Origin of the sequence: Pseudomonas sp. 18058 (assembly GCF_902706155.1) — a bacterium.
In the GTDB taxonomy this organism is placed as follows: Bacteria; Pseudomonadota; Gammaproteobacteria; order Pseudomonadales; family Pseudomonadaceae; genus Aquipseudomonas; species Aquipseudomonas rustica.
The window spans coordinates 88,479-105,130 of the sequence record NZ_CACSJY010000007.1 but is presented as its reverse complement, the minus strand read 5'-3'; the positions used below and the strand labels follow the sequence as shown (position 1 = coordinate 105,130).

The 16,652-nt window shown below is 58.4% G+C and carries 17 protein-coding genes and 1 riboswitch; of the genes, 7 read left to right on the top strand and 10 right to left on the bottom strand.

The genetic code is table 11. The features are described 5' to 3' along the window. Positions 1-132 precede the first annotated feature (132 nt). Entirely contained in the window at positions 133-1,920 is a 1,788-nt protein-coding gene (locus GVL50_RS05930; RefSeq protein WP_159812099.1) for a thiamine pyrophosphate-requiring protein, read from the top strand. A gap of 113 nt (positions 1,921-2,033) precedes the next feature. After that, positions 2,034-2,750 carry a DUF72 domain-containing protein gene (locus GVL50_RS05925; protein ID WP_159812098.1) on the top strand — a complete coding sequence of 239 codons (717 nt, stop codon included), beginning with the start codon at positions 2,034-2,036 and terminating at the stop codon, positions 2,748-2,750. Between the two features lie 2 nt (positions 2,751-2,752). Here the strand turns inward: GVL50_RS05925 and mntP are convergent, their stop codons facing one another. Then, entirely contained in the window at positions 2,753-3,316 is a 564-nt protein-coding gene (gene mntP / locus GVL50_RS05920; RefSeq protein WP_159812097.1) for a manganese efflux pump MntP, read from the bottom strand. 7 nt (positions 3,317-3,323) lie between these two features. Beyond that, a riboswitch (yybP-ykoY riboswitch) is annotated at positions 3,324-3,493 on the bottom strand. 250 nt (positions 3,494-3,743) lie between these two features. Between mntP and GVL50_RS05915 the strand changes: the two genes are divergently transcribed. Further along, on the top strand, positions 3,744-4,148 hold the full coding sequence (locus GVL50_RS05915; RefSeq protein WP_159812096.1) for a DUF1801 domain-containing protein: 405 nt from the start codon (positions 3,744-3,746) through the stop codon (positions 4,146-4,148). A 171-nt stretch (positions 4,149-4,319) separates the two neighbouring features. Here the strand turns inward: GVL50_RS05915 and GVL50_RS05910 are convergent, their stop codons facing one another. Further along, complete coding sequence (locus tag GVL50_RS05910; protein WP_159812095.1) at positions 4,320-4,538, bottom strand: hypothetical protein; 219 nt, start codon at positions 4,536-4,538, stop codon at positions 4,320-4,322. Positions 4,539-4,653: 115 nt separating this feature from the next. Here GVL50_RS05910 and GVL50_RS05905 point away from each other — a divergent pair, with 115 nt between their 5' ends. Continuing rightward, entirely contained in the window at positions 4,654-5,010 is a 357-nt protein-coding gene (locus GVL50_RS05905) for a lysozyme inhibitor LprI family protein (protein ID WP_159812094.1), read from the top strand. Between the two features lie 149 nt (positions 5,011-5,159). Here the strand turns inward: GVL50_RS05905 and GVL50_RS05900 are convergent, their stop codons facing one another. The 6 genes from GVL50_RS05900 to GVL50_RS05875 form a co-directional block, all read right to left on the bottom strand. Continuing rightward, positions 5,160-6,839 (bottom strand): MFS transporter, encoded by a 1,680-nt coding sequence (locus tag GVL50_RS05900; protein WP_159812093.1) that lies wholly within the window; start codon positions 6,837-6,839, stop codon positions 5,160-5,162. A gap of 188 nt (positions 6,840-7,027) precedes the next feature. After that, entirely contained in the window at positions 7,028-7,795 is a 768-nt protein-coding gene (gene phnE, locus GVL50_RS05895) for a phosphonate ABC transporter, permease protein PhnE (RefSeq protein WP_159812092.1), read from the bottom strand. After that, the gene (locus tag GVL50_RS05890) at positions 7,792-8,616 is read right to left on the bottom strand and encodes an ABC transporter permease (RefSeq protein WP_053120731.1); all 825 of its coding nucleotides are present in this window, start codon (positions 8,614-8,616) and stop codon (positions 7,792-7,794) included. The genes phnE and GVL50_RS05890 overlap by 4 nt, the downstream gene beginning before the upstream one ends. Then, positions 8,610-9,407 carry a phosphonate ABC transporter ATP-binding protein gene (locus tag GVL50_RS05885; RefSeq protein ID WP_159812091.1) on the bottom strand — a complete coding sequence of 266 codons (798 nt, stop codon included), beginning with the start codon at positions 9,405-9,407 and terminating at the stop codon, positions 8,610-8,612. Before GVL50_RS05885 ends, GVL50_RS05890 begins: the two co-directional genes overlap by 7 nt. Then, positions 9,404-10,267, bottom strand: a complete 864-nt coding sequence (locus GVL50_RS05880; RefSeq protein ID WP_159812090.1) for a putative selenate ABC transporter substrate-binding protein — start codon at positions 10,265-10,267, stop codon at positions 9,404-9,406. Before GVL50_RS05880 ends, GVL50_RS05885 begins: the two co-directional genes overlap by 4 nt. 130 nt (positions 10,268-10,397) lie before the next feature. Continuing rightward, positions 10,398-11,117 (bottom strand): SDR family oxidoreductase, encoded by a 720-nt coding sequence (locus GVL50_RS05875; RefSeq protein ID WP_159812089.1) that lies wholly within the window; start codon positions 11,115-11,117, stop codon positions 10,398-10,400. 352 nt (positions 11,118-11,469) lie between these two features. Here GVL50_RS05875 and GVL50_RS05870 point away from each other — a divergent pair, with 352 nt between their 5' ends. Then, positions 11,470-13,026: a diguanylate cyclase gene (locus tag GVL50_RS05870; RefSeq protein ID WP_159812088.1), complete on the top strand. Its 1,557-nt coding sequence runs from the start codon at positions 11,470-11,472 to the stop codon at positions 13,024-13,026. 11 nt (positions 13,027-13,037) lie between these two features. On the opposite strand, the gene GVL50_RS05865 is transcribed toward GVL50_RS05870, so the two are convergent. After that, on the bottom strand, positions 13,038-13,430 hold the full coding sequence (locus tag GVL50_RS05865) for a RidA family protein (RefSeq protein ID WP_159812087.1): 393 nt from the start codon (positions 13,428-13,430) through the stop codon (positions 13,038-13,040). A 115-nt stretch (positions 13,431-13,545) separates the two neighbouring features. Between GVL50_RS05865 and GVL50_RS05860 the strand changes: the two genes are divergently transcribed. Further along, a complete protein-coding gene (locus tag GVL50_RS05860; protein WP_159812086.1) occupies positions 13,546-14,439 on the top strand; it encodes a LysR family transcriptional regulator in 894 nt (297 codons plus the stop codon). Between the two features lie 128 nt (positions 14,440-14,567). Further along, complete coding sequence (locus GVL50_RS05855; RefSeq protein WP_246541740.1) at positions 14,568-15,722, top strand: radical SAM/SPASM domain-containing protein; 1,155 nt, start codon at positions 14,568-14,570, stop codon at positions 15,720-15,722. Here the strand turns inward: GVL50_RS05855 and GVL50_RS05850 are convergent. Continuing rightward, entirely contained in the window at positions 15,693-16,580 is an 888-nt protein-coding gene (locus GVL50_RS05850; RefSeq protein WP_159812084.1) for a LysR substrate-binding domain-containing protein, read from the bottom strand. The two genes, GVL50_RS05855 and GVL50_RS05850, sit on opposite strands and share 30 nt — an antisense overlap. Between the last annotated feature and the right edge of the window lie 72 nt (positions 16,581-16,652).

Below are 16,652 nucleotides of genomic sequence, written 5' to 3'. Positions count from 1 at the left end.
GCTTGCTCGCGAATGGCCTGCGGGATCAATGGTTGGATCGTAAACGAGAAACCGTTTCAAGGTAATCAATCGAAACTTCGCCATCCGCGCGACTGTCCAGACCCTTACACCGGCGAAAAGACGAGGATCGAGATGACAACGACAGTAGGCGATTTTCTGGTTGAGCGGCTCAGCCAATGGGGCGTCACGCGGATTTTTGGTTATCCGGGCGACGGCATCAACGGCGTGTTCGGCGCGCTCGATCGAGCTAAAGGCAAGATTGAATTTGTGCAGGCGCGGCATGAGGAAATGGCCGCGTTCATGGCCTCGGCCCACGCGAAATTTACTGGCGAGCTGGGCGTGTGCATTGCCACGTCCGGCCCCGGGGCTTCGCATTTGATCACCGGGCTTTACGATGCGCGAATGGATCACATGCCGGTGCTGGCCATCGTTGGGCAGCAGGCGCGCACGGCGTTGGGCAGTCACTATCAGCAAGAGCTGGATCTGGTGTCGATGTTCAAGGACGTCGCCGGCGCGTTTGTGCAGCAGGCCTCGGCGCCTTCGCAGGTGCGGCATTTGCTCGACCGGGCGGTGCGTACGGCGATTGGCGAACGTCGGGTGACCGCGCTGATCCTGCCCAATGATTTGCAGGATCTTGAATATCAGGCGCCGGCCCGCGCGCACGGCACCGCGCATTCCGGCGTCGGTTACACCAAGCCGAAAGTGCTGCCCTATGACGAAGATTTGCAGCGTGCAGCAGACGTTTTGAACGCAGGCGAGAAGGTCGCGATTCTGGTTGGTGCCGGCGCTTTGCAGGCGACCGATGAGGTGATCGCTATCGCCGAAAAACTTGGCGCCGGCGTGGCCAAGGCGCTGCTCGGGAAAGCGGTGCTTCCGGATGATTTGCCCTGGGTGACCGGCAGCATCGGTTTGCTCGGTACGGAGCCCAGCTACAAGTTGATGACCGAGTGCGACACCTTGCTGATGATCGGTTCGGGTTTCCCGTATTCGGAGTTTCTGCCCAAAGAGGGGCAGGCGCGCGGTGTGCAGATCGATCTGCAGCCTGACATGCTCAGCCTGCGTTATCCGATGGAGGTCAATCTGGTCGGCGACGCGGCGGAAACCCTCGCGGCGTTGTTGCCGTTGCTCGAACAAAAAACCTCGGGCAAGTGGCGCAAGAAAGTTGAAGGCTGGCGCGGCAGTTGGGAGAAAACCCTGGAAAAACGCGCGATGGCCAAGGCCAAACCGATCAATCCGCAGCGGGTGGTTTATGAGCTGTCACCGCGAGTTCCGGATGAAGCGATCATCACCAGCGACTCCGGTTCGTGCGCCAATTGGTTTGCGCGCGACCTGAAAATCCGTCGCGGCATGATGTGTTCGTTGTCCGGCGGGCTGGCCTCGATGGGCGCCGCTGTGCCTTATGCGATTGCGGCTAAATTCGCCTATCCCGAACGCTCGGTGATTGCGCTGGTGGGCGACGGTGCGATGCAGATGAACAACATGGCCGAGCTGATCACCGTCGCCAAATACTGGCGGCAGTGGAAGAGCCCGAAATGGATCTGCGCGGTGTTCAACAACGAAGATCTCAATCAGGTGACGTGGGAACAGCGGGTGATGGAGGGCGATCCGAAGTTCGAGGCGTCGCAGAACATTCCCGATGTGCCGTATCACCTGTTCGCGATTTCCATCGGCCTGAAAGGGATTTTCGTTGATCGCGAAGAGGACGTAGCGGGCGCATGGGAACAGGCTTTTGCTTCCGATGTGCCGGTGCTCATCGAGTTCAAAACCGACCCGAACGTGGCGCCGCTGCCGCCGCACATCAAACTCGAACAGGCGAAGAAATTCGCCACGACGTTGCTCAAGGGCGATCCGGACGAGGCGGGGATACTTGTGCAAACCGCCAAGCAGGTTTTGAGCTCAGTTCTCCCCAGCAAAAAATAACGTCCCCCTGTAGGAGCTGCCGAAGGCTGCGATCTTTTGACGTTGTTTATAAGATCAAAAGATCGCAGCCTGCGGCAGCTCCTACATTGGAGTGTCGTGGTAGGAGGTGATGTTTGATTTTCATTGGGTGTGCCGGCTGGAGTCTCGGGCGTGAGCATTGGCCGGCATTTGCGGAGGAGGGCACGCATTTGCAACGCTATGCGGCGCGGCTCAACTGTGCGGAAATCAACAGCTCGTTTTACCGCCCACATCGCCGCTCAACCTATGAACGTTGGGCGGATTCGGTGCCGGAAGGGTTTCGCTTTTCGGTAAAAATGCCCAAGCAGATCAGCCATGAACGCCGATTGTTGGATTGCGACGAAGAACTCGAGGAATTCCTGGCGCAGTGCAGCGGTTTGGCTGATCGCTTGGGATGTTTGTTGCTGCAATTGCCGCCGTCACTGGCATTTGATGCGGTCAGTGCCGAAGCGTTTTTCAATGCGTTGCGCCAGCGCTTCGACGGCGACGTGGTGCTGGAGCCGCGTCATGAGTCATGGGTGGCTGCCGAATCATTGTTGATCGCTTACCGGATCGCTCAGGCTGTGGTCGATCCGTCGCGCATCAGCAGTGATTCTTCCGCGGTTGGCTGGCAAGGGACGCGGTATTGGCGCCTGCACGGTTCGCCGCGCATTTACCACAGTGCCTACGATGACTCCTGTTTAGAGAGCCTCGCTAGCGTATTGCAGGCCGCCGATGCGCATGGCGCGACGACCTGGTGCATTTTCGACAATACCGCCAGCGGGGCCGCGCTAGGCAACGCGTTGGCACTGACGGCGCTGTCTAACGGCTAATCTCAGACCGCGAGATGCTCATACAAAATCGTCGCACCGACGATCATCAGCACCACACCGCCAACGATTTCAGCACGTTTGCCAACCATAGAGCCCAACACCCGGCCGAGCATGACGCCGATGGTCACCATGGTCATGGTCGCCAGACCGATCGCCGCCGCAGCCACCCAGATGTTTACGTCGACAAACGCCAGGCCAACGCCCACGGCGAGGGCGTCGATGCTGGTGGCAAACGCGGTGACGGCGAGAATCAGGAAGGAGTGCGAACCCGGTTTTTCATCTTCCTCTTCTTCATGCTTCAGACCGTTGTAGATCATGTGCAGGCCGAGAACCACCAGCAGGGTGAAGGCGATCCAGTGATCCCATTCGGCAACCCATTGGCTCGCGGCCTGGCCGATCAGCCAGCCGATAATGGGGGTGATGGCTTCGATCACGCCGAAGATCAGACCGGTGCGCAGGGCTTCCGTGAGACGCGGTTTATGCAGGCTGGAGCCCTTGCCGATGGCGGCTGCAAACGCATCCGTGGACATGGCCAGCGCAAGGAAGATGAGGGAAACAGGATTCACGGGAATACTTCCAGTCGGGCTATGAGTCAACGACACAACCACACGCCCGACTTTAGGCATGGATGTGTCGTCGGTCTCACCAACCAAAAGGTGTTCGCACCACGGCATGTTGCCGAGAATGTTGATACGAACGCTTCCGCAGTGCACGGAAACAGGCTACTCCCCAACGAGGTGCGGAATGATAGGCGGGGGAGTATGAAAATTTCGTTAAAACCGTAGCTCAAGCGGGTATTTGCATTTGATGGAGAACTCTGTGGCGAGGGGATTTATCCCCGTTGGGTCGCGCAGCGGCCCCTCTTTTAAAAGCTGGGAGCGCTGCGCACTCCAACGGGGATAAATCCCCTCGCCACAGTCAGTGCTTACGAAACTGGCCAGGGTGAAATACGGCGTCTAAAGTCCTTCCACGCAAATTCGCGGAGGGTCGGAGATGAAGAACGGCAAGCCAGAAGAGGGCGCAGAGGCAGCGTCGGTGCTGATCAATCAGCGTATCCAGGAGCTGAACGATTGGCGCGGCGAAACCCTGGCGAAGGTTCGCGCGATCATGCACAAGGCTGATCCGGACGTGGTCGAAGCGTGGAAATGGCGCGGTGTGCCGACTTGGTATCACGACGGGATTATCTGTACGGGTGAAACGTATAAAGCGGCGGTGAAAATGACCTTCGCCAAGGGCGCTGCGCTGGAAGATCCGGCGGGATTGTTCAACGCCAGCCTGGAAGGAAATGTGCGGCGCGCGATTGATATTCACGAGGGTGATGAGCTTGATGAAAAAGGGTTGATGGCGTTGATTCGGGCGGCTGTGAAGCTGAATACGACGAAAAAGCCCTCACCCTAACCCTCTCCCGGAGGGAGAGGGGACTGACCGAGCTGCTGGATCAAGTTGTGTCGACCTGAAATATCGAGCCGAACTCGGGTCTTGAAGGGCATAGAGTTCGGCTCCCTTTCCCCCTCTACCCCTTGGGGGAGAGGGCTGGGGTGAGGGGGTAAATCTCGCAGACAACCCACCTCAGTTGCCATCCGCCACTTTGCGCTCAATCTCATCGACCTTGCGCTGCAGCGTCTCGGCATCCTGCTCTTTCACCCGGGTAGACGAAGGTGTAATCACCTCATCCACACCTTTGGTGTCGTCATCGTGGTCTTCAAGATCACGCTCGACCACGTTCACCGGTTTGCCGGATGTGTCGGTAGGTGGGGCATTCGGGGTTTTGTCGTCGTTGCTGTTCATGGTGTTGACCTCCAGTGGTGTAAACATTGGAGGCGGTGGTTTGGCAGGCGTTCAGAAACTTTGCGCTCATGCATTAGCCCAAGAGGGATCAATCGCTGTCTGGATGACCCAACCCATGCGCAACAAAACTCTACTTTCAACCGTGTTCGGCTTGTCTGCCCTGATCATCGGCCAGGCTGCTTACGCCGCCAGTTTCGACTGCGAAAGGGCCAAAGCTGCCGATGAAAAAGCGGTGTGCGCCAACCGTGCGCTTAACGACATGGACGTGAGCATGGCGCTGCTCTACAAACTGGATCGCCGGTTTCTGCCGATGGGCGGCCGTGGTGCCTTGATTGACGAGCAACAGGCGTGGCTGAAAACCCGTGGCAAATGCGCCGCTGATGTGAAATGCCTCACCGACGTTTATCAGCAGCGAATTCAAGCATTGCAGCAGATCATCGACACCCGCGTGGTCACCCAGGGCCCGTTCTGAAAAGCCTTTCGCGAGCAAGCCCGCTCCCACATTTGACCGAGTTCGATCTCACGAATACGGTCAAATGTGGGAGCGGGCTTGCTCGCGAAATGGCCAGTTCGGTCAACATCACCGTCACCGGACAACCACCCAAATCAAGTACACCCGATTCAATCCTTGAGGATGTCGCGATCCTTGGTTTCCGGCAGGAAGAACGTACCCAGTATCGCCGTCATCACTGCAATCACGATCGGGTACCACAAGCCGTAATAGATATCCCCGGTGGCCGCGACCATCGCGAAGGCCACCGTTGGCAGGAACCCGCCAAACCAGCCGTTACCGATGTGATATGGCAGCGACATCGAGGTGTAGCGAATGCGCGTCGGGAACAGCTCCACCAGCCACGCCGCGATCGGCCCGTAAACCATGGTCACGTAGATCACCAAAATGGTCAGCAACAGTAGCACCATCGGGTAATTGGTTTTTGCCGGGTCGGCTTTCTCTGGATAACCGGCTTCTTTCAGCGCAGCGCCAAGGGTCGCGGTGAACGCATCATTGCGAGTTTTGAAGTCGGCGGCGGGCAGGGCGCTGCCGTCGAAACTCTCGACGACTTTGTCGCCAATACGCACTTGCGCCACGGTGCCCGGTTCGGCGGTGACGTTCTCATACGGAATCGCCCGTTTTGCCAACAGCGTCTTGGCCAGGTCACAGGAACTGGTGAATTTGGCCTTGCCCACCGGATCGAACTGGAACGAACACTGGTCGGGGTTGGCGATCACCTTGACCGGGTTTTTCTCCTGAGCGATGAACACATCAGGGTTGCCGTACTGGGTCAGCGCATGAAAGATCGGAAAGTAGGTCAGCGCCGCCAGAATGCAGCCGACCATGATGATCGGCTTGCGCCCGATGCGGTCGGACAGGCTGCCGAAAATCACGAAAAACGGCGTACCGATCAGCAGCGAACCGGCGATCAGCAGGTTGGCGGTTTGCGGATCGATCTTCAGCGTCTGCAACAGAAAAAACAGCGCATAAAATTGCCCGGTGTACCAGACCACCGCTTGCCCGGCCGTGCCGCCGAGCAACGACATGATCACCACTTTGAGGTTGTCCCAACGGGCGAATGATTCAGTCAGCGGCGCTTTCGACGCTTTGCCTTCGTCCTTCATTTTCTGGAACACCGGCGACTCGCTCAGTTGCAGGCGGATGTACACCGAGACGATCAGCAGCAGGATCGACAGCAGAAACGGAATCCGCCAGCCCCACTCTTCGAACGCTTCAGTGCCCAGCGCGGTGCGGCAGGCGAGTATCACCAGCAGCGACAGAAACAGGCCGAGGGTCGCGGTGGTTTGAATCCACGAGGTGAAGAAACCGCGTCTATTGCGTGGCGCGTGTTCGGCCACGTAAGTCGCCGCGCCGCCGTATTCACCGCCCAGTGCCAGTCCTTGCAGCAGTCGAAGGGTAATCAGAATCACCGGTGCAGCGACGCCAATGGTTGCGTAACCGGGCAGCAAACCGACAATCGCAGTCGAGACGCCCATGATGACGATGGTGATCAGAAACGTATGTTTGCGCCCGATCATGTCGCCGAGCCGGCCGAACACAATCGCGCCGAACGGCCGCACCGCGAAGCCTGCCGCAAACGCCAGCAGGGCAAAGATGAACGCAGTGGTTTCGTTGACACCGGCAAAGAAGTGCTTGGCGATGATCGCCGCCAGTGAACCGTAGAGGTAAAAATCGTACCACTCGAAAACCGTGCCCAGTGAGGAGGCAAAGATGACTTTGCGTTCCTCCTTGGTGATGCCGCCGCTGCGCGGTGGACTGCCGGTGGATGTTGTGTAAGTCGTGGCCATGGGTGTTCTCCGTCGTGCTTATTGTTGTAGGCCGGAGTCCCCCAATACCGCTTATCTCACCCTGGCCTTGTGGCAGATGCCTGAAGCGCTGATGCGTAAAGCGTGCACAGTTTGCCGTCGGGCAGTTGTGCACGCTTTCCTGAAGCATAATCAGCTTCTGGCAGATATCCACTCGCCAGCATCGCCGTTTACGCCTTGACCCAGCGCTGGCGACTCCAGGCACTCAACCAGTCCACTAGGAACACCAGTACCAGCATCGCCAGAATCACCGTGCTGGCCTGCGCTTCCTGAAACAGGCTGAGGCTCACGTAGAGCATCTGGCCGAGACCGCCAGCACCGACAAAACCCAGCACACTGGCCATGCGAATGTTGTTTTCCCAGCGATAGAGGATGTAGGCGAGCAGTTGCGGCGCCAGATTGGGCAGGGTGCCGTAGCAGAAGGCGAGAATCGGGTTGCCGCCCTGCAAACGGATGGCCTCGGCGGGTTGCGGCGGCGTGTTTTCCAGCGCTTCGGCGAACAACCGGCCGAGTACTCCCGTGGTGTGTAAGGCGAGGGCGAGGGCGCCGGCATTCGGGCCAAGGCCGGCAGCGAGCACCATCAGCGCCGCCCAGACCAGTTCCGGAATCGCCCGCAAGGCATTCAGCAGCAGGCGCGCAACGCTTTGCAGCGGCCAGCCGAAACGTCCCGCCGCCGGCAGCGCCAGAACAATGCCAACAACTGCCGCCAATAGCGTGCCGACAGCGGACATGGCCAGGGTTTCCATCGAACCGTGGAAGATCGCTTTCAGGTAGTCAGCGCTCAAATCCGGGCTGAGAAAACGCTGCACGTAAGCGCCCATCTGCTTCAGGCTGGTGGCGCTGCCCAGTTCGCCGAGATCCAGACCCAGATAGGCGAAGGACGCAATCACTGCAACCCCGATAGCGGCGATCAGCAGCAAATTGATCAGGCGATTCATGCCAGCCTCCAGCGCAGCAAGCGGCTGAGTTGATCGGCGGCCAGCACCAGCAGCAGGAACGTCAGCAACATGCTGGCGACTTCACCGCCAGCGAACATGCGGATCGACAGGTCGATTTGCTGACCCAGGCCCCCCGCGCCGACGAACCCCATCACCACCGAAGCACGGATCGCGCATTCCCAGCGATACACGGTGTACGAGAGCAATTCCGCGCCGACATTGGGCAGCGTGCCGTAAGCGAAAGCCGCCAGTCGGCCGCTGCCAGCCTGCAACAACGCATGCGCCGGGCGTTGGTCGGTGGATTCGAAGATCTCCGCGTAGACCTTGCCGAGCATGCCGCTGTAGGTAATGGCAATCGCCAGCACGCCCGCTGCCGGGCCGAGGCCGACCGCACGCACGAACAGCAGTGCCCAGACAATCTCCGGCACGCTGCGCAGGAAAATCAGCAGCCCGCGAACCGGCCAGCGCAGCAAACGTCCTAAACGACTCGGCACGCCACCGCGAGAGGCGGCGGACAGTGACAGGGCGCGACTGGCAATCAAACCGGCAGGTACCGCCAGCAGCAACGCCAAAGCCATACCGGCAGTGGCAATGGCCAGGGTTTGCAGGGTGGCTTTAAGCAAGATTTGCAGAAAGGCTTCGTCGTGCGCCGGCGGCCAGAATTGCGCGACAAACTGGCCCATTTCATTTTGGCTGCCGGGCAACAGCACACTTAGATCCAGTTCACTCAACTGAATCCCCGGCCACAGCAAAGCAATGGCCAGCAAGCTCAGTAGCAACCGTGGCCATGCAGCGGGATCGCGTGAATCGGCTTTCAGCATCGTGGAATCTGCACAGTCAAAGGCACCGCTACAGCGGTCGGCGATTGCAGCTTTTCGTTGGCGTACAGCGCGTCGAGCATGTCCGGGCTGACTTGATCGGACGGGCTGTCGAACAGAATCTGCCCTTCGCGCAAACCGATTATCCGAGGGAAATGCGATAACGCCAGATCGACCGCATGCAGGCTCGCGATCAGTGTGACGTTGTGCTCACGGGCATGGCGCGAAAGGATCGACAGGGTATGCCCGGCCATCACCGGATCCATCGCCGACACCGGTTCATCGGCCAGCAAAATCTCTGGCGCTTGATACAGCACACGAGCAATGCCGACGCGTTGTAACTGACCGCCAGACAATTGTTGGCAATAGGCAAACAGCTTGTCGCCCAGATCCAGTCGCGCCAATGCTGCGCGCGCGCCCGCTACATCCAGCGGATGCAGCAGGTTCAACAGACTTTTGCCCAGACTCCACTGACCGAGCTTGCCGGCCAGTACCGCCGTGACCACGCGCTGACGCGGCGGCAACGGCGGTGCCTGATGCACCAGGCCGATGCGTGCACGCAGGCGTTGACGCAGGCGGGCAGACAAGTGCCAGGCGCGCTCGCCAAGTACTTCGATTTCACCGCTGCTGGGCCGCAACGCGGTGGCCAGCAGATTAAGCAGACTCGACTTGCCAGCCCCGGACGGGCCGATGATCGCAACCTGTTCGCCAACGCCAATCTGCAAGTCGATACCGCGCAGGGCATCGACGCCATTGGCGTGGCGCAGGCTGCCCTGTTTGAGGCTTAAGGTCATTTCAGCAGTTCGGCGGCGCGGGCGGCTTCCTCGATGCCCTTGTAGTTTTCAAGCTTGGTGTCGATGAAGCGGCTGGCGGCTTGCAGATCCAGAATTTTCTTCTGCTCAGGGTTGGCCGGGTCGAGATCAAGGAAGGCTTTTTTGATCTTCGCCGCGAGTGCTGGATCAAGGGTGCCGCGCACGGTCCAGTTGTAATCGAAGTAGGTCGGGGTGGTGGCGAAGACTTTTACCTTGTTGGTGTCGACCTTGCCGGCGTCTACCAGTTTTTGCCAGACGCTGGCGTTCAACACACCGGCGTCAACCTTGCCGGCCTGCACCCAGGCCACGGTGGCGTCGTGAGCGCCGGAGTAGGCAACGCGGCTGAAATACGCTTCCGGCTTGATGCCGTCGTTTTTCAGCATGAAGTAACGTGGCATCAGGCTGCCGGAGGTCGAAGACACCGAACCGAAGGCGAAGGTCTTGCCTTTCAGGTCGGCGAGGCTGTGCACGTTAGGGTCAGCGGTGATGAATTTACTGGTGAACTGCGCATCCTGTTCACGCTGCACCAACGGGATCACCGGCGTGGTGGCGTCGGTCTTCAGACGTGCCTGAACGAAGGTGAAACCGCCCAGCCAGGCCATATCGAGGCGATCGGTAGCGAGCGCTTCAACCACAGCCGGGTAATCGGCCACCGGCACAAACTGCACTTTCATGCCAATTTGCTGCTCCAGATAAGCACCCAGCGGTTCGAACTTGCGCAGCAGTTCGGTCGGTGCTTCGTCGGGAATCGCGCTGACGCGCAAAACGTCAGCGGCTTGAGCGATCAAACTAGAAAGGGACAGGGCCAGGCCGGCGGTCAATGCCAGGGTTCGTTTGAGCATGGAAATCTCCGTTTCATGAGCGGCAAAAAGATGTGAAGAGCTGAAAGAGGGCGCTACGTGAGGGTAGACGAATCGGCGAGGTTATACGTACTCACGCGTGCAAAGGCCAGTGCTATCGGGGGTGACGCGCTCAGAAACGTTCGTCGAGGATCGCCGGCAAGGTCAGTTCCCTGACGTAGCTGGCCGAAGACAAACTAAGGATCATGCGCACCACCTCGACGACATCGTGTACGGGAATCAAATGTCCCTCACCACGCTGCGCCGCGACGTTAATCGGTGTGCTCAGTAGATCTTCGGTATTCAGATAGCCGAGATTCAGGCAGGTCACTGCCAGACGCTGCTCTCTGTAGCCTTCGCGCAGGGTCTCGGCGATCCCGCGCAGGGCGAATTTGGATGCGCCGAAAGCGACTTCCGGACGCCCGCTCTGTGGCAGACCCGAGGTCGAACCGGTGAGGATGATTCTGGGATGGGGACTTTTTAGCAGAAGGGGCAGCAGACGTTTGATCAGCAAAATGGTTGAGGTGATGTTGCAGTTGACGATGGCCTGCACTTCGTCGTCTGCGCTTTCGACAAAGTCGTACGCGCTGTCGAAGGCAAACTCTTCCCAGATGCCGAGGTTGTAAATCAGCGTATCCAGCCCGTCGGCCTGTACCGCATGCTCGATCTCCTGAGCAGCCTTGGCTGGGTTCATCAGGCCGGCTTCAACCCAGCGTACAGAGCGCTCGGCACCCGCCATCAACCCTTGGGGGCGTGTGCGGGAAACGCCGATCAACGTGTCTCCCGCGTTGCCCAACCCCTCTATAAAAGCTCTGCCTAAACCTTTACTCGCACCCACCACCAAAATATTCATCGATCGTCTCCATGATCCAAGTGCTGATTCCGTACAGCATGCAAACAGACGACCTAGGAAATGGCAAACGAATGGGTGTGTCGGAATATTTATGGACGATAAACGCTACTCCCTGTGGTGAGGGGATAAATCCCTTCACCACAGGGTTGTTTATTACTCACCCCCGAGAAACTGTTACCGCACTATTCCGGGCTGTGACAAAGGCAAAGTCTCTGCCTATCCTCCATGTCATTCCCAACGTGGCAGCGACTGCTTCCTGTGTCCGCCCCTCAGCAAAAGTCTTGTTCATGGCTCAACCGTTCCCCCCATCGTCCATTGCTCAGAAGTTGAAATCCGCATTCCGGGTGGCGGAATGAAGCTTTCCAGACCGCTGCCAATCGACCTGCGCGGACTGATACTGCTTTTTGTCCTGCTGTCGGTCGTCGCGACGCTGTGCAACAGCCTCTATGTCGCCTATCGCGTACAGCGTGACGCATTGATTCACGCGACGCTGGAAGCCAATGGCGCCTACGCGGCGAAAGTAGCTTCCAGCATCGGCGAGTTTCTCGGCGCCGCACACAATCATTTGAGTTACAGCGCGACGGTGCTGGGCGATCACTGGGATGAGCCTGGGGCATTGCGCAAAGAAGCCATGCGCTTGCAGGCGCAGGACACCGATTTCAACTCGGTGACGATTCTCGATGCGAACGGGCAAGTGCTTCAGGCATATCCGGACAGCTTGCAGATCGTCGGTGCCACGCTGCAATCGCGGGGTATCCAGCAAGCCCTCAAAGAGCGCCGGCCCTTGGTCAGCGAGGTGTACGTCTCCTCGGCAGGCAATCTGGTGGTGTTTGTTTCGCAACCGGTTTTCAGCCCGTCAGGTGCGTTTCTCGGTGTGGTGGGCGGCTCTGTTTACTTGCTTGAGCAAAGCGCGTTTCACACGGTGATCAGTCGTCATTTTCATCACGACGGCACCTTCGCTTTCGTCGCTGACGGTAATCGGCGGCTGTTGTATCACCCCGACGCGAAGCGGATCGGCGAAGTGCTGGGCTGGAGCCTGACGGTGGATGCCGCGTTGCGTGGTGAAAACGGCACCTTGCAGGGCGACAACTACCGAGGTGTGCCCATGCTGGCCGGCTATGCCCGTGTGCCGGAAGCCAATTGGGCCGTGGTGGTTCAGCAACCTCGCGAACGCAGCCTGGCGCCGTTGGCACAACTGATGCGCGATATGGTCGTGGGGATGATCCCCGCCGGCATTTTCGGGCTGGTGCTGATCCTCATCGGTACCGCGCTGATCGCCCGACCCTTGCGGCAATTGTCGGCGGCCGCCGACCAATTGGCCGCGCCCGACACCACGGAGCGCTTGAACCGGGTGCATGCCTGGTACCGCGACGCCGCTGCAATCCGTCAGGCGATGCTGGCCGGGGTGCAATTGCTCCATCAGAAACTCGGTCAGCTCAGTCATGAAGCGCAAAGTGATCCCCTCACGGGCCTGGCCAATCGTCGCGCCATGGACGCTGCGCTGAACCTGCTGGATCAGTCCGGGCAGGGGTATTCCGTGCTGGCGCTGGATATCGATCATTTCAAACGCGTCAACGACACCTTTGGACATGACGCCGGCGACGTGGCCCTGCGAAGCGTGGCCGACATCCTCAAACAAAACTCGCGCTCAGGTGACTGGGCGTGCCGCTCCGGTGGTGAGGAGTTCGCACTGATTCTTCCGGATACTCCGCTGGACACCGCGCGGATGATTGCCGAAAGAATCCGCGCGCACCTCGAAGAAACCGAGGTGCCGCAGGTGGGCAAGTTGACGATGTCCATCGGTGTGGCGTGCCGCGATGCAAACACTGCGACATCCCCAAGCGTGTTGAAACTCGCTGATGAGAGGCTTTACATCGCCAAGCAGGGTGGGCGCAACAAAGTGGTATGAAGGCCAGCAGCTTACGGCAGTTTGGCAATCACCTTGATCTCAAAATCAAAGCCATACAGCCACGTCACACCCACGGCGGTGACCGTCGGATGCGGCGCATCGCCCCAGAATTCGGTGAGCACAACATTCCAGATCGTCTCGAATTTGCTGTGCGGATCGACGATGAAGATCGTCACGTCGACCACATCGTCGAAGCTGCAACCGGCCTCGCTGAGGATCGCATTCAGGTTGCTGAAAGCCTGTCGTACCTGGTTCTGCAGATCCGGCTCCGGCGTACCGTCTTCGGTGCTGCCGACTTGCCCCGATATAAATAGAAAACCGTTGGAGCGAATCGCTGGCGAGTAGCGATTGCGCTCATAAAGGGTACGGCGTGCGGCCGGAAAAACGACATCGCGCTGAGTCATGGGGGTGTCTCCATCGGTGAGTTGATGAAGCCACTGTAGGTATTTGCAGGCGGGCGATAAACGCGCAAGCTTGGCGTTCACTGTTTGTGAATCCCAAACAATCGAGGCGCGAACCTTGGATCGATTTGACGCAATGCAGGCGTTTGCCCGAGTGGTCGAGGCGGGGAGTTTCACCAAAGCCGCCGAAACCCTGCACATGAGCAAGACCACCGTGACGCAACTGGTGCAGCAATTGGAAGCGCGGTTGCGGGTGAAGCTGCTCAATCGCACCACACGCAAGGTCAATGTTACGGCCGATGGCGCTGCGTATTACGAAAAAGTCGTCAGGCTGTTGGCGGATATGGAAGACGCTGAAAGTAATCTGCCTGGCGTATCGGTGGTGCCCTCAGGCCGCTTGCGCGTCGACGTCCCGAGCCCATTCGCCCGGCACATTCTGATGCCTGCGCTGCCAGACTTTCACCGGCAGTATCCTGACATTCAAATCCACATGGGCGTCAGCGATCGGATCGTCGACATCATTGATGAAAACGTGGATTGCGTGGTGCGTGGCGGCGAGTTGCTCGATCAGTCATTGATGGCGCGTAAGGTCGCCGATCTGCCGTTGGGCGTATTTGCGGCGCCGGCCTATCTTGCCCGCGCGGGTGTACCCGAACACCCGCGCGATCTGGAGGATTCCCATCATCGCGTAGTTGGTTTTCTGTGGGCGCGTACCGGCAAACCGGTGCCGTATGCCTTGCACAACGCCAGTGAAAAGCTACAAATCAAGGGTCGGCATGTGCTGGCGGTCGATGACGGCAATGCCTATCTGGCTGCCGGTCTCGCCGGAATGGGTGTGTTGTGGTTGCCGACTTATATGTCCGATGCCCACGTCGCTAAAGGTGAACTCGTACGCCTGTTCGAAGACTGGCAGCTCGAACCCATGCCGCTCTATGTGGCTTATCCGCCGAACCGGCATATCAGTCTCAAGTTGCGCGTGTTCATCGACTGGGTGGTGAGTTTAATGGCCTGAGACACTTGGTGCGGTATTTGCAGGTGAGGTTGTCAATGTCGTCAAAAAACCAACACAACCGGCGAATCGAAAGTGTGCAGTGATGAGATGCACAGCTTTCGAATCATGGAGCAACACTCATAATGAATATGTACATCGATATCGTCGGCGCCTGCAATTTGAGCTGCCCTTCATGCCCGATGGGCAACTCGGAAAATCTCAATTTCAAAAAAGCCATGCAGCTCGACATGTTCAAGCAGATTGTCGAGAAGGCCAAGGGCGAGGGCGTTGGCGCTATTTTTCTCTACAACTGGACTGAGCCTTTGGTTCATCCAAAAATTGGCGAGTTTATCGAGGTTATTAACGCTGCCGGCATGGAGAGTGGCATCAGTACCAATTTGAATCTGGCCAAAAACATGGAAAAAGCCTTGTCGGCCGAGCCAGGTTACTTTCGTATATCGCTGTCCGGCTTCTACCAGGACACCTACAAAAAGGGTCATGTAGGCGGCGATATCGAAGTGGTCAAACAGAACATGATTGCTCTGTCTGAGATCAAGCAGCGACTGGGTTTAAGCACCCGTATCGACGTTTACTATCATCGCTATCTGGATAACATCGAAGAAGAATCACTGATGCGCGAGTTCAGTGAAGCCCTGGGTTTTGATTTCTCGACGGGTTATTCGGTGATGATGCCGCTGGAGAAGACGCTGGCTATCGTCGAGCGCGATCCGTCCGTCACAGCAACCGATTATGAAACCCTGGAACGCCTTGCGTTGCCGCCGTACGACGATCTGATCAACGTTGTCCAGCAATTTCCGCAACAAGCTTGCACGCTCAAAGATGACTGGCTGGTGATCGATTGCAATGGCACTACCGTGCTGTGCTGCACAATTTTCAATCAGACCGAATATCAGGTCGGCAAGTACCTCGACATGCCGCTTGATGAGCTCACACGGCGCAAATCGACGGAGAAGAATTGCGTCGATATGTGCAACCGCTGTGCGAAAAAAGGCTTGCACATCTACTCGATGTACCCCAATCAGAGCGTGCTGGAGCGACATGCAGTCAATCGCATCATTGATTTTGAAAATCGCAACAGCCAAGGGTTTACCGTGGACAGCGAGCAACTGGGGCGCGCCGGTGAAGTCAGTGCCGAAAACTTTGATGAAGCCCAGTATCTTCAATTGAACGAGGATGTCAGGCTCGCGATTTCCACCGGTGTCTTTTCCAGCGGTTATCAGCACTATGTACTCTGTGGTCGTCTCGAGGGGCGATTAGGCGCCGGCGTGTTCTCCGTCGTCTGAGTGTGGGTTCAAATTGACCGATAGCCACGCGCTAAAGCTTTTCGCCATGGGATCATTTTCACTGTCGCGGTGGGTCAGCAACGCCCAGTTCGGCCCCCGAATGCTGTCTTCCACCAGCGGTTGCAACACGCCGTCAGCCCGCGCCTGACGGCTGAGCAACTGGCTCACCAGCGCGATGCCAAGCCCCGAACACGCGGCGTCCAGCAGCAATCCCGGATCGGAGAAGTTCAGCCCCTGATCCTGCTGGCCGACATCGATTCCGGCCTCGACCGCCCAATGGCTCCAATCCATTTCCCGCTCGCCATGCAATGTGGTGCGCTGTGGCGCCGGCAGCGCCAAAACGCTCGGATGACACGCCGGATAGAGGCGATCGGCGTGCAGCACTTTGAAGCTGCATTCAGCCTGTGAACTGATGTCGTCGCGCACCGCCAGATCGATGGTTTGCGTGGCCATGTCCGGTACTTCGTCGGTGCTGTAGATCCACAAATCAACCTCAGGGTGCAGCGCGCGGAAATCCGCCAGGCGCGGCAACAACCAGTGCCGGGCAAACGCCGGCGTGGTGTTGAGCACCAGTTGATTGGGCTTTTGATACTGGCCCAAACGGCGAATCCCCACCGCCAATTGCTGCAGCATGGCCTGGGTGGTGCTGAGCAAATCGTGGCCGGCATCGGTCAGCGCCACGCTGCGTCCGCTGCGAAAAAACAGCGGCTGCTCCAGATACGCCTCAAGGCTGCGGATCTGCTGGCTGATCGCCGACTGCGTCAGGCTCAGCTCTTCAGCGGCCTTGTGAAAACTGCCCAGTCGAGCGGCCGCTTCGAAGCCGCGCAGGGAGCTGAGAGGCGGCCAGTGTTTAAGCATATCGATAAGCTCCGCTAATCAGTTGTCTGCTAAATCCATCGTTTGTTTGCCGATTTTACGGCCCGTAGCATA